The 13424-nt window shown below is 50.0% G+C and carries 9 protein-coding genes; 4 read left to right on the forward strand and 5 right to left on the reverse strand.

The window, feature by feature from the left end; all coding sequences use genetic code 11:
• Window positions 1-27 precede the first annotated feature (27 nt).
• Window positions 28-876, reverse strand: a complete 849-nt coding sequence (gene purU / locus AACR41_RS06675) for a formyltetrahydrofolate deformylase (protein ID WP_030007238.1) — start codon at window positions 874-876, stop codon at window positions 28-30.
• Window positions 877-968: 92 nt separating this feature from the next.
• Between purU and AACR41_RS06680 the strand changes: the two genes are divergently transcribed.
• On the forward strand, window positions 969-2414 hold the full coding sequence (locus AACR41_RS06680) for a RecQ family ATP-dependent DNA helicase (protein ID WP_030007239.1): 1446 nt from the start codon (window positions 969-971) through the stop codon (window positions 2412-2414).
• 49 nt (window positions 2415-2463) lie between these two features.
• Window positions 2464-3144, forward strand: a complete 681-nt coding sequence (locus tag AACR41_RS06685; protein ID WP_030007240.1) for a potassium channel family protein — start codon at window positions 2464-2466, stop codon at window positions 3142-3144.
• Here AACR41_RS06685 and AACR41_RS06690 read toward each other — a convergent pair.
• A complete protein-coding gene (locus AACR41_RS06690) occupies window positions 3141-4739 on the reverse strand; it encodes a cation:proton antiporter (protein WP_223209930.1) in 1599 nt (532 codons plus the stop codon). The genes AACR41_RS06685 and AACR41_RS06690 overlap by 4 nt on opposite strands.
• Before the next feature lie 141 nt (window positions 4740-4880).
• On the opposite strand from AACR41_RS06690, the gene AACR41_RS06695 reads away from it, so the two are divergent.
• Both AACR41_RS06695 and AACR41_RS06700 read left to right on the forward strand, forming a co-directional pair.
• On the forward strand, window positions 4881-6026 hold the full coding sequence (locus tag AACR41_RS06695; protein ID WP_315862032.1) for a beta-ketoacyl-ACP synthase: 1146 nt from the start codon (window positions 4881-4883) through the stop codon (window positions 6024-6026).
• Between the two features lie 276 nt (window positions 6027-6302).
• Entirely contained in the window at window positions 6303-6965 is a 663-nt protein-coding gene (locus AACR41_RS06700; protein WP_052349669.1) for a hypothetical protein, read from the forward strand.
• A gap of 45 nt (window positions 6966-7010) precedes the next feature.
• On the opposite strand, the gene AACR41_RS06705 is transcribed toward AACR41_RS06700, so the two are convergent.
• The 3 genes from AACR41_RS06705 to AACR41_RS06715 form a co-directional block, all read right to left on the reverse strand.
• Window positions 7011-7871, reverse strand: coding sequence for a restriction endonuclease (locus AACR41_RS06705; protein ID WP_030007244.1), 861 nt, complete (start codon window positions 7869-7871; stop codon window positions 7011-7013).
• Window positions 7872-7961: 90 nt separating this feature from the next.
• The gene (bchH, locus tag AACR41_RS06710; protein WP_030007245.1) at window positions 7962-11678 is read right to left on the reverse strand and encodes a magnesium chelatase subunit H; all 3717 of its coding nucleotides are present in this window, start codon (window positions 11676-11678) and stop codon (window positions 7962-7964) included.
• A gap of 59 nt (window positions 11679-11737) precedes the next feature.
• On the reverse strand, window positions 11738-13177 hold the full coding sequence (locus tag AACR41_RS06715; RefSeq protein ID WP_030007246.1) for an isochorismate synthase: 1440 nt from the start codon (window positions 13175-13177) through the stop codon (window positions 11738-11740).
• Between the last annotated feature and the right edge of the window lie 247 nt (window positions 13178-13424).

The following is a 13424-nucleotide window of genomic DNA, read 5'->3' on the forward strand; positions in this document are numbered from 1 at the left end:
TTCGGCACCTCCCTCAAGGGAGGATTTTTAGGCGAAGACGGCGGTGCGGTTACCGTAAACTAAAACGCGATTTTGCAGATGGAGGCGGACGGCGCGAGATAAAACAATACGTTCTAAATCTTTGCCTTTGCGAATTAGATCTTTCACGTCATCCCGGTGACTGACCCGCACCACATCTTGCTCAATAATTGGCCCTTCGTCGAGATCCTGGGTGACGTAGTGGGCCGTAGCACCAATGATTTTTACGCCTCGGTCGTAGGCGCGGTGGTAGGGTTTCGCCCCAGCAAAGGCTGGTAAAAAGGAATGGTGGATATTGATCACCTGGTTAAACTGGCCGAGAAAATCAGGACTGAGTACCTGCATATATTTGGCGAGGATCACCAGATCGATGTTGTATTCCTGTAATAGGGCCAATTGTTTCGCTTCTTGCTCCGCCTTGGTAGCTTTGGTGATCGGGATATGGTGAAAATCAATCTTAAATTGTTGGGCGATCGCCGCTAGTTCCTGGTGATTGCTAATAATGAGGGGAATTTCTGCCTTGAGTTCTTTAGCTTGTTGTCGCCAGAGCAGATCCAGCAAACAGTGATCCTGTTTTGTGACCCAAATGGCCAACCGGGGAACCTGATCAGAAAAATGTAGGCTGTAGGTCGCCCCCAACGGTTTGGCGATCGCCCCGAAAGCAGGTTCAATGACCTCCCGTGGCAGGTTGAATCCGTCTAGCTCCCACTCGATGCGCGTCAGAAATAAACCAACGCTAAGATCCGTATGTTGATCGGCGTGGATAATATTGCCGCCGTTGGCGTAGATAAAGTTGGCAATTTTCGCAACCAGACCTTGTTGATCCGGACAGGACACTAGCAGAGTAGCAGTGGGCATTGCTTTTGTAGATTCTTAAAGGTTCGCAAAACTCCATTATTGTACGGGTTTCGCCTTGAAAATGAACGGTGTAGCAAGAAACTCACGAAAAAATGACACAGACTTGGGCGCAGGTACAGCACACCTTCCAACAAATTTGGGGCTATGACGATTTTCGGCCACCCCAGGATCAGATTATCCGCAGTTTACTCGCCGGACAGGATGCTTTGATTATCATGCCCACCGGTGGCGGCAAATCCATTTGTTTTCAACTACCGGCTATTTTACAAACGGGTCTCACTCTGGTGGTTTCTCCCCTGATCGCTCTCATGGAAAATCAGGTGCAAACTCTCCAGGCAAAACGCCTCCCGGCCCGACTCCTCCACAGTCAGTTATCAAAATTAGAGCGGCGGCAAACCCTGCAAGCGGTGGCGAAAAATCAGTTGCGCTTGCTCTATCTATCGCCAGAAACCCTTTTAAGTCCCCCGGTTTGGGAAATTTTGATTCAACCCCAGCTAAAGGTGAATGGTTTAATCCTCGATGAAGCCCATTGTCTGGTGCAGTGGGGGGATACCTTTCGTCCGGCCTATCGCCGCTTAGGGGTTGTGCGTCCCGCCTTACTGCGCCACAAACCCAAGGGCACAAAAATGGCGATCGCCGCCTTTACGGCCACCGCTGATCCCCAAGCCCAGAAGAGCATCAGCCAAACCCTCCAGCTCAAGAGTCCCAAAAAATTTGTCGAGAGTCCCTATCGCCCCAATTTACAGTTAGCGAGCCGCACCGTTTGGAGTCCCAAGGGCAAACGAGACCAGTTGCACCGATTGCTACAAACCAATGCCAAGGCGTCGGGGTTGATTTACGTCCGGTCGCGGCGGGAGGCGGAAACCCTAGCCATGACCCTGGGGCAACAAAATTATCAGACAGCGGCCTACCATGCGGGTCTTAGTCCAGGCGATCGCCGCCAACAGGAAAAAGATTGGCAAACGGGGCGCTTACAATTTGTCGTTTGTACTAATGCCTTTGGGATGGGCATTGATAAAGCTGATGTACGCTGGATTCTTCACTACCATCCCCCTAGTCTGCTGGCGGAGTATCTCCAGGAAATTGGTCGCGCCGGTCGTGATGGCAAAAAAAGCACAGCCCTGAGTTTGGTCAGCGAACCCACGGGCCTTTTAAACCCGGAGGATAAAAATCGCACGCGCTTTTTTCAACAAAATCTCCAAAAGCAGATCCGCCACGCCGCAAAATTGGCCCAGACCCTTCCTCTCCAGGGCAGCCTTTTAGAACTCGATCACCAGGCAGAATTAAGCCTAGGGATTTTACACAGCACCGGGCAACTCTGCTGGCGGGATCCGTTTACCTACGAACGTCAGCCAACCTTAGATCCGAAAGCCTTCACGATTCTGAGACAGCAACAAATCCACGCTGTTCGCCAGCTACAAACCTTTTGGCAACAAAAAACCTGCCGCTGGCAATTTTTAATCGACAGTTTTGGTTTCCATGACCAGGCCAAAGACTTCCGCTGTGGCCATTGCGATCGCTGTCAGAACTCTTCATGATCAAAGCGAAAGGCGATCGCCTTTTTTCCAGTTACCAAGGAGAAACCCCATGTACGTTTTAATCGGTGGTGCCGGGATGATGGGACGAGATCTCGCCAAAACCCTCCAACGAATGAACCACACCGTGGCGATCATTGATACCGATGCCGCCGCTTGTCAGGATGCCCGCGAAAAAATTGGTGTCATGGCCTTTGAAGGAAGTGCCGTTAAAACCAGTGTCCTCATCGAAGCTGGCATCCGCAAAGCCAACGCCGTCATTGCCACGCTCCGGGACGATGCCCTGAATCTGGCCTTGGTGACTCTCTGCAAACACTATGGTGTCCCGCAAATCATTGTCCGGATGCGCGATCGCGACTTTATCGAGCCCTATAAACTGGCCGGAGCCACCCACATTATCAGCACCACAGAACTGGCCCTCAATCGCGTGGTCAATGCCATCGAATATCCCGAAGTCGATGCGATGATGCACTTTGAACAGGGACAAATCGAAGTTTTAAAGCTCTCGATTCCTGAAAATTGCGCCATTGTTGGCCGGAGCGTCGCGGAATTAGCCCAGGATCATCGGTTTCCTGCCGGGACATTAGTAATCGGCTACCAAGCGCACCCCCACGAAGAATTACAAATCCCCAATGGCAGCACCCTCCTAGAGAGCGGTTCGACAATCCTCGCTGTCACCAAACCAGAACTGGTACACCAGTTGGTGGACTTTATGGGGTTGTGTGTTGTTTAGGGATCCCGGAGCGCCAGAATTTTTTGGTTCAACTCTTGTAGATAGGGCCGAGCCGTCTCATCACTGATTAAGCCCTTGAGAATCGCTTCGTTAATGGCACTTTTTTCCGCGAGAAAGAGGCGATGGCGCAAGCCTTCTAAATAAGCTTGGTTTTCAAACTGGCTCAGTTTTTGGGTGAGGCGCTGATTATAAAGCCCCCGTAACTCTTCCTCGGCGTTGGCAATGCGGGCCTGGTAGCTGGCAAAGAGTTCTTCGTAGAGGAATTTTGGCAAACTGCCGCTCTGTAACAGTTCCTTCAGTTCCTCTTGGGCGGATTTGGCGGCGATTAGATTGAGTTGCAAATTTTCGAGGTGTTGGCGGACAGGGGAAGGCTTGGCAAGTTGCAGCTTTTTCACGAACCAAGGCAAGCTCAAACCTTGACCAATCAGGGAAACCAAGACGGTACTAAACACGAGGGTAATCACTTGCGATCGCCCCTGGAGGGTTAAAGGCAAACCGAGGGCGAGGGCCATGGACAAAGAGCCTTTCACATTACCGAAAATGAGTACATGCTGCCAGCGGAGAGGCAAGGGGCGGTCGAAAAACTTCAGCACCGACAGCAGAGGATAAATCGAACAAATTCGCCCCACTTGATAGGCCACCACCGCCAGTAAAGCCGCTGGAATTGTCTGTAATAACGATAAAGGGGCGACCTCAATCCCCACAAACAGAAAAATGAAAGTATTCACTCCAAATCCCGCATATTCCCAGAAATTCAGGAGCGTAATCGTTACGGAACCGGAGCATTCCCGTAGGGCGACATTGCCGATCAAAAGTCCCGCGATCAACACGGCGATCGCACTAGAAACTCCCAAGGCCTGACCAATTTGAAACGTACCCAGGGAGACCGCCACCGTCAACAAAATATTACTGAGGGGATCATCCAATTGCCGGAACAGGCCAATGCACAAATAACCCAGACCCAGGCCCAGCAAGCCACCCCCCACAAAGGCAATTAAAATTTGTTCAACCCCTTCCCCGACGCTAAACGAACCTTGCAGATGAATGGTCGTCACGATATTTAGTAGAACAAGGGCAATCCCATCGTTAAACAAACTTTCCCCTTCCACAATGGTCGCCAGTCGCCCCGGTACTGGCACCGTCCGAAACGCCGCAATCACCGACACCGTATCTGTAATCGTGAGAATAACGCCCACCGCACAGGCCGTTAGCCAAGCTAAATCTAAGCTGACCTTCAGGAAAAAAGCGGTGATCGTCGCCGCCAAAAGCACCCCAGGCCCCGCTAAAAGGGCAATCGGTTTAATGGTGCTCCGCAAACGACTAATGTCGGTATTGATCGCTGCCTCAAAAATTAGAATCGGCAAGAATAAATTGAGAATGACCTCAGGATTCAAGCCGATGGCATCGGAGAGAATTTGTTTTGGGATCAACAACCCTGCCAGCACCAGACCAATCACGTAGGGAATCCTCAGCCAGCGGGTCACCAGTGCCACGACCGTCGCCACCAACAGCAACAAAATTAAAGTATTCACCAATCCGGTAAAGGCATTGGCCGGCAAAGAAACCGCTTGTCCGAACAGGAAGATGTGGCGCACAATGATCAGGGGAGGATTGGGCACGGTGGTAAGTTTCCTTGGTGAGAATAATCGGTTGCAACATCCTACGGTAACGGCGATCGCCAGAAATCGACAGGCTGACGCAAAATTTTTGATGCTTAGTGACGGGATATTGATATGGTGCGGGTAGTGATAACGGGCCTGGGTTTACGCTGTGCCTTGGGCGATCGCCACCAGGCTTGGCAAAAATTACAACGGGGAGAAAGCGCGATCCAATTGCGGCAACCGTTTCGGGATTTACCCGTTATTCCGGTGGCGATGTTGGGGAAAGCGCCTGTGGATTTAGAAATTCTGCGGCGATCGCTCGTTGAGGCAACCCTCGTAGATGCTGGCTTAGAACCGCCTTTAGAACATTGCGGGATTGTGATCGGCTCTAGTCGGGGCTTTCAGGGGCAGTGGGAAAAGCTGCGGTACGACGACCAACAAGGACATCAGAGAGGATTAGAGAATTGGTTAACTTATTTACCCAACCAATTGGCGATCGCCACGGCCCAGCAAGTTGGCTCCCAAGGGCCAGTTTTAGCACCGATGGGCGCTTGTACCACCGGATTATGGGCGATCGCCCAGGGCTTTGAACTTTTGCAACGGGGCGATCGCCCACAGGTGTTAGCCGGAGCAGTGGAATCTCCCGTCACACCTTTAAGCATTACGGGGTTCCAGAAAATGGGGGCTTTAGCGACGACGGGCTGTTTTCCCTTTGACCAGCGGCGGGAAGGCTTGGTTTTAGGGGAAGGGGGGGCGATCTTTCTGCTCGAAACCCTAGAATCGGCCCAGCAACGAAACGCCAAAATTTACGGGGAAATCCTCGGCTGGAGCTTTACCTGTGATGCCCACCACATGAGCGCGCCCCAAGGTAATTATCAGGTCGCAATGAAGGCGATCGCCCAATGTTTAGAGCGTTCCGGCTTGGAACCCGAAGATATAGATCACATTCACCCCCACGGCACTAGCACTCGCTTAAATGATCAAGCCGAAGCAACGATGATCGAAATGTTTCCCCAGCGTCCCTTTGTCAGTGGCAGTAAAGGGGCAACGGGGCATACTCTCGGCGCATCGGGAGCTTTGGGGGTTGCATTCTCGCTGTTAATGTTGCGGGAGCAACGGCTATTTCCCTGTGTGGGCCTAGAACAGCCGGAATTTGATCTCAATTTCGTCCCAAAAGCCCAGCACCATCTCCTCCGCAATGCCCTTTGTTTCAGCTTTGGGTTTGGTGGCCAAAATGGGGCGATCGCCCTACAACGCTTCCATGAATTAAAACACAGCTAAAAGCCACTAAAAACCACTGTATTCAAACTCAATAATTTCTCATTTTAGACAGTTTACAATCAGAAAAAGAATAAGCATAATCACTTGATTCATCCTCAAGATTTTTTGCTGTAGGAATAAGTTTTAAAAATAAAGCGCTAATCTATGGAAGAGGACACTCAAAATCTGAAACGAGATTTTTTTTCGCGCGGCAAGAATAAAATTTAGACCAACTATAATTCACCTCTCATTTCGCTAACTGAAACAAAGTTTTCATCTTTTTAGGAGACAATCAACATGTCAGCAAAACCTAACAAACCACAAAGCGAAACGCCTAGTAGCATTAAGAAACAAAACCGGATTCCAAAGTACGGAGACAACTATAATCGAGGGTACATTGGTTTTACCTACAACGACTCAAACTTCGTTTCCAGAGGCATTGCCTACTTTACAGGCTTTGGCAGGATGAGTGATATTATCACGACCCATACCTTGATTGTGACAGGAGCCGATGAGTGCATTGAAGCCCATGCACAATCAGGAGTACAAAGATCGAATTTAAGTAAATATTTTGACGATGAACAGTGCGACATTTTCTTCAGAAAACCAAGGGGTCTCAGTGAAGATATTGCAACGAACTTGATTAACCGTGCGGAACAAGAACTCAACAGTGAATATGATCTGCGTTTAATTGCGGCCCATGCGGCGGCTGGCACAATGCTCGGTCATTTTCTCAATCGATTATCTCAGGGTCAGTTGGAAAAGCAAATTGCTCAACTTTTAAATAAAGCAGATGCTTGGATTTGTAGTGAATTAATTGCCTATTGTTTAGATCAAGATCCCTACAAAGATCAGGGTATTTTAAAAGAGCCTTGGGAAACAATTTCTCCCCAGGAACTGTTTGAAGATTCTTTAGGGCAGATTTTCGAACCATGGCGTGATTTCCAGCAGCAGAATTAAATAAAATTAGTGAACTAAAACATGGATGAATTTCTAGCTCTTGAACTAGATTTTAGTAAACCATTCAGCATCAACATCGACTGACTCAATCAAATTTATTTTGACCCCTAGGCCAAGTTCTTTAAGTCGTTGAACTAACTGCTCACCATCTATTAAATCAATGGGCGGTGCACCATCACGAGTTGCTTCTTTGATTGCATCTCGCGTAAAAGTTCCTGTTGTGATCATCAAGCCTTTATCAGTTCTCCCTTGCATTGCGCCTCGGAAATCTCGAATTTGACTTGCCGTCACTGAGCCTTGATAGCGCTTGCATTGAAAGAGTACATGAAAACTCAGAAATCCATTAATTCTTGCAATGCCGACCCCATCAATTCCCCCATCTCCTGATTTACCTGTAACTTGTACCTGAATAAAACCAGACTCACGCAGCAACCGTTGAGCTAATCGCTCGAAGGCGGCGGGGTCTAATGACAAAAGAATTTCGTGAAGCTGTTGATGCCAAGTGCTTTCATCTAAATTTTCAGTAGTTTCAGTTGATTGGTTGGGTAAATCTATCGAGGCTTTATTCTTCTTGTCTACCTCTCGAACAAACCTAACAACTTCCCTAGGATCGAGATCGTCGGGGTTGATCGTCGTTGAGGTTAAAGACCAAACGCCCCGTGCTGAATTTTCTAAAAGACCATATTTTTTTAGATAAGTTCGACTCCATGCCAGTCTATATTCGACTTCACTCTGGGATGTGTTTCCATGAATAATTTCAAGAATCTGATCTGGCAGATTTAATAACTGGATGACCTGTTCATAAATTTCTTCAATGGTGCCAGAGCCTCCTAATGTTTGCAGAGCTTGAACAGTAGGAACCAGCAAAGCATCAAAAGTAGGTACTAGGGGAGCTGAATGATTCATAAAAAGCGTGTGCTAATTTCTATGTCCATGATCAACACCCTAAATCTTAAGGGATTAAGCTTCTTACAAATCTTTGGAATCTTGTCTCAATTAAGTTGTAATTCCTTCTAAAACATCGTCCGTAAGGTCATAAAGATCACTTAGTTTTTGTAATTTTTCATCGGAAGCTTCCCAGAAACCGCGCCCATGGGCTTCCAACATCCGCCCGACAATATTCCGAAAAGCTTCGGGGTTCGCATCTCGCAATTTTTGCGCCATGGCTGCATCGAGGGCATAGGTCTCTGCGGCTTGGTCATAGACCCATTGATCCTGGAAATCGACTGTACCGCCCCAACCGATTAAAGCTGTCATTCGCTGGGAAATTTCATAGGCTCCCCCAGACCCCTGATCGGCCATTGCCTCAGCCCACTTGGGGTTGAGCAGCTTAGAGCGATATTCCATGCGCAGCACCGATTCTAATTTTCGAGGCGTTGTGTCCTTCGAGAAACTTTCCACAAAGCTAGCCGTAACGGTTTTACCGCTGGCATTTTCCGCCGCTTTTTTTAGGCCCCCAGTGTTGGCGTAGTATTCCTGGATATCTGTCAGGCCATATTCCACCGAGTCAATTTCCTGCACGAGGCGATCGCCTGTTTGGAGTAATTTTTTCAAGACCTCTGGGCGTGCCTGACCCTTATCATTGCGACCATAACTGTATTGATTGCGGCCTTCCCAGGTTTTCGCCAGTTCATCGCTGTTGTCCCAGTTGCCTTCGACGATTTGATCATTAACTAGAGAGCCAAAATCCCCAGCAGGATTGGAGAAGAGGCGGGCGGTGGTATTTTCGACTCCTTCGGCCTGGAGTTCGAGACTGTGCTTGCGGATAAAATTTTGCGCAGGATCTTCGTCTACGGTGGCGGCCCGGTGGAATAGATCGTCCAGTAGTTCAATGATGTTGACAAAGCTATCCCGGAAAATGCCCGACAGATTCGCCAAAATATCGATGCGGGGATGGCCGACGACTGCCAGGGGCAATAATTCATAGCGGACGATGCGCCCCGTCCCTTCCTTGATGGGTTTTGCCCCCACCAATTCCAGCAGAATCCCCAAGGATTCTCCCTTTGTTTTAATGGCATCCAAACCCCAGAGCATCACCGCCACCGTTTCTGGATAATTGCCCGTTTCCTCAAGGTGTTGCTGGATGATTTTTTTGCCAATTTCCCGACCGCGAGCATAGGCTGCCGGGGAAGGCATCCGGTAGGGATCGAGGGCATGGATATTGCGTCCGGTGGGTAAAACTCCCAGGCCATCCCGCAGCAGATCGCCCCCAGGGGCCGGGGGAATATATTCGCCGTTCAAACCCTTGAGCAGGTTCGTAATTTCGTCGTCCGTTTGCAAAAGGCGATCGCCAATTTCCCGCGCTTCTGCCAGGAGTTCCGGTTGGTCGCAGGTAATTTCAGGCTCTCCCTGGGCGACCTTGGTAAGAATATTTGCCGAAAGGCGATCGCCAAAATAGGCCGTAAGATAACTTTGGATAATTTCGGGGCTGGGTTTTTCCCCCAGGACATGGAGACCAGAGGAAAAGAGCCGTTGCTCTAGGGCTTGTAGGTATTCATAAATTTGGACGAAATAATTTTGGAGGGCGGTTTTGCTGAATAAGGGGGCATTTGCAACAGTAAATTCGATCCCCTGCTCCTGGCCTACTGTAAATGGACAATCTTCCGGCAAACCCAGATCAATAATTTTTTGAATAATATCCGGGCGGAGAGCGTCATTTTTCTCTGGATCTTCGCGATATTCTCCAATCAAATCCCGCAGCACCAACAGTTCTTTGTATAAACCGGCCCGACCATAGGGAGGTACATTGTGAGAAATCAGAGTGCCATAGCCGCGCCGCTTCGCCAAAATCGACTCTGAAGGATTATTCGCCGCGTAAATATATAAATTTGGCAGATTTCCCAACAAAATATCCGACCAAGAATAACTGGTATTCCCCAAGGGCGAACCGGGCAGCCATTCCACTGTGCCATGCATGCCGAAGTGAATCAGGGCATCGGCGCGGAACTCATTTTGGAGCCATTTATAAAAAGCAGCGTATTGGGGATGGGGCGTTAAATCTTTCTCGAACATCAACCGCATCGGGTCACCAGAAATGCCTAGGGGCGGCTGCACGCCGATCCACACCTTCCCGAACTGGACGCCTCCCACCTGACATTTGCCCCCAAAGGTTTTCAGACCCGTATTCGTTAAACTTTGCCACTGCTTTTCAATTTTCTGGGTCAGAAGATAACCCAACCAACGATCCATGATTTTGAGATCGATATTTTCCAGGGTCTGCTGGGGCGCCAAGGCGAGATCAAGGCGGTAGGCTTCATCAGCCGCTTTCACCAAACGAATAATTTCTTCCCCATCTTCCGGAAAATCTCCCACATCGTAACCCTGAGCCTGGAGCGTTTTGAGAAGATTGACCAAACTTTTGGGGACGTTTAATAATGCCGCCGTTCCGGTCGCTCCATAACCCGGCGGAAACCCATAAAGCAAAATGGCCAATTGGCGATCGCCTGGGGCGGTATTTTTCAGGCGAATCCAATTTTTTAGTCGTCCCGTGAGTCGTTTTATCCGTTCGGGGATCAAGTAAATATCTTCCCCGACGAGACCACCGAGGGGAATCGTATCAATTGCCCCATCCAGTTCTGGCAGAGCATAGAGCACCACACTTTGGAGGCCACCGATCCCTTGCTTCGTCCAGGAATGGAGGTCTTGGATTAACAGAGGGGCCGCAACGAGATAGGGAATATTTTTCGCGCTCAAGATACTTTTCGCCACTTCCACTTGCCGCCCTGCTTCCATAGAACCGGCCGGGCCACCCACCAGGGGAAACCCAATCGTCGAAACGATGCCTTCAACCTTTACCGCATCGGCTTTGAGAGATTTAATCTCCACCTGGCCATGGAGCCTTTGGTGCTGTTCGTAGTCGGTAGTGAGCCAATCCCGGACGATTACATGGGCTTCGACACCATTGATAAAAATCGGCAGGGGCACCAACCCATCGGCTTCAAATTTGCGGATCAGTTGGGGAATGTAGGGCTGCTTGGTGACAACGTGTTTGCGGTAGAGGAGGACGGCAACGACGGGGTTTAATTTTTGCTCTGGAAAGGTGTGGCGATGCCAATCGAGGTAAGCCTGGGGACTGAGGAAATAGCCATCATGGTCGGGATGGAGCAGGCCCAAATTCGGTGTTTCCACCACAGCGGGCAATTCCCCAATATTTAAACCCAAGTAATTTTCGGCGATCGCCCAACACATGGCCGCCACATTATCCGTCCCGCCCGCATTCCAATAGCCGTAGATAATTAGCCAATTGCGCAGATCCTGAACCTTTTTGGCGGGAATATATTTCAGCAGCTTCGGCCCGGTCTTGAGGAAACTCAGATAGCCAGCGAGCTTATCTTCTTCCTTGCTGTTGGTAAATTTGCTGAGGATAAATTTAATCGGTTTCGGCATCCCCCTGGGCTGTTCCCCAATCACAAACTTGCCCAACCGAGTCAGGGCCATCAGCTCCAGGGCCGACTCAAAAACTAAGCGTACCGGAATATTTTCGACCCGTTCCCGCAGCCAAATCACCTGGTCATAGTCAAAAATCAGACTGGCGAAAAAAACATCGGCCCCCTGTAAAGCTTGGGCCACAGCCTCCGGTTGACTGACCAAATCCCGGTCGTTAAAGGTCAACACCTCCAGGTCGGGACAACGGGCGATCGCCTTTTGGGCAGCCTCCCGATACAAGCTGGCATTAAACGCTTCAAACCCGGTGATGATCACAATGCGCTTCATGGGAGCGGCCTTTACTTTCCGTTACACTGCGATCTTAGCAACTTTTTCTGGGGGAAAGTTCAGGTCAGGGCTTCCAAAAGGGAGGTCAATTTTAACTGGACTTCGGCATATTCCCGTTCCGGCTGGGAACCCGCGACAATCCCGGCCCCACCATAGAGCCGCGCATGGTTTCCCCGAATTAGAGCCGACCGAATTGCCACGATAAATTCACTATTGCCCTGATTATCCAGCCAACCGATGGGGGCGGCATATAGGGTACGGTCGAAGGTTTCTGCTTGGCGAATTTCCGCACAGGCGATCGCCCTGGGGACGCCGGCCACCGCTGGTGTTGGATGTAAGTGGGCCACTACCTCTAGGGGATGAATTTGCGGCGGTAGGATTGCATGAATCGGTGTCCAGAGGTGCTGAATATTAGAAAGTTTAAGGAGCTTACGGGGAGCTGCCTGGGGATCGAGACCAAGGCTCTGGAGTTGTCCTAGTAGAAAATCTGCCACGGCCTGGTGTTCCCGTTGTTCCTTTTCACTGTGGAGTAGGCTTTTGGCGAGACGCTGATCTGTGAGCAAAGATTCCCCCCGGGGGGCAGATCCGGCGAGGGCATCGGTCACCAATTGTCCCTGTTGTACCGCTAGCAACCGTTCTGGACTTGCGCCGATAAATGTGTCACCCCGCTGATTACGGAGGGAAAAAACACAACAGTCCGGGTGGCGATCGCGCAGATTATCCAGGGCATGCACCACATCAAAGGCTTGATTGGCCGTGACATCGAGGGCATGGGCCAGAACGATTTTACTGAGTTTACCTTGGTCAATGAGTCGAAGTGCCCGCCGGACAGCCTGGGTAAATCCCGTTGAGGCGGTGCAGACAGTGCCCCGAATCCCTAGGGAGGGGACAAGTTCCTGGGGTAGAGTCGCGAGAAACTGGCGCAATTGTTGGGCGATTTGGCGTAAGAGGGTGCGCTGTTGGCGATCGCCATTGAGCACTAAAAAATAATCCCGTTGGTCTTGTACCAGTTGCAGTCTAGGAATGGTGACCAAGCCAGCCGGAAAAGGCGCTTCGGGGGTTTGGGCACTAAAAAACGTGAACCCACAGGAAAAGTAAGGAATCGGAATGTTGATATTGCGCTGAATTCTCGGTTGCCAATGGGTGATAAATTGCTGGGCTTGGCGAAAACGATCCTTTCCCTGGGGAACTAATTCGCTTAGGGTGCCAAAATTGAGGATCGCCCGTTGCTGTTGGCGATTTTCCCAATAGAAGTGATTGAGGGGACTGGGCAGAATTTGTTCAATGGCCCGGAGCACCACCAGACTATCCACCGCTGGAATTTTAGTGATTTCGCTGACAATTTCCCCAGATGGTGCGGGGGTTCTTTGGGTAAGCCATTGTTGCCAGGTTGATGGGGACAGTTGACGCCGTTGGCAGGAAGTTCCCATTCCCTCCCCCAATGCCGAACCATGACTTTGATCCGGCTCTAGGCGATCGCGCCAAAGCGTTTTTCCCACAATTCAGATCCCTCTAGGACGATGGACAACGAAAAACAAAGATGTGCAATCAGTCGATGGTGCAGTCACTCAGGCCAGCAATGATGTCTTCCCAGTGACCATTCGGCTGTAGCGGGCTACCACTCCAGAATTTTACAATCAAGACCTCAAGCTTATTTTATGTATGGTAACGAAACGCAGACTAACTTCATAGGTTCCGGGCTTGATTTGGTCGTGCTTTCCGGAAAAAGTCCCCTATTTTAGACAT

Origin of the sequence: Picosynechococcus sp. NKBG042902 (assembly GCF_963864045.1) — a bacterium.
Taxonomy (GTDB): domain Bacteria; phylum Cyanobacteriota; class Cyanobacteriia; order Cyanobacteriales; family MRBY01; genus MRBY01.

Coding starts and splice junctions, on each gene's coding strand:
- purU (WP_030007238.1), bottom strand. CDS start 876: ATGCCCACTGCTACTCTGCTAGTGTCCTGTCCGGATCAACAAGGTCTG.
- AACR41_RS06680 (WP_030007239.1), top strand. CDS start 969: ATGACACAGACTTGGGCGCAGGTACAGCACACCTTCCAACAAATTTGG.
- AACR41_RS06685 (WP_030007240.1), top strand. CDS start 2,464: ATGTACGTTTTAATCGGTGGTGCCGGGATGATGGGACGAGATCTCGCC.
- AACR41_RS06700 (WP_052349669.1), top strand. CDS start 6,303: ATGTCAGCAAAACCTAACAAACCACAAAGCGAAACGCCTAGTAGCATT.
- AACR41_RS06705 (WP_030007244.1), bottom strand. CDS start 7,871: ATGAATCATTCAGCTCCCCTAGTACCTACTTTTGATGCTTTGCTGGTT.
- bchH (WP_030007245.1), bottom strand. CDS start 11,678: ATGAAGCGCATTGTGATCATCACCGGGTTTGAAGCGTTTAATGCCAGC.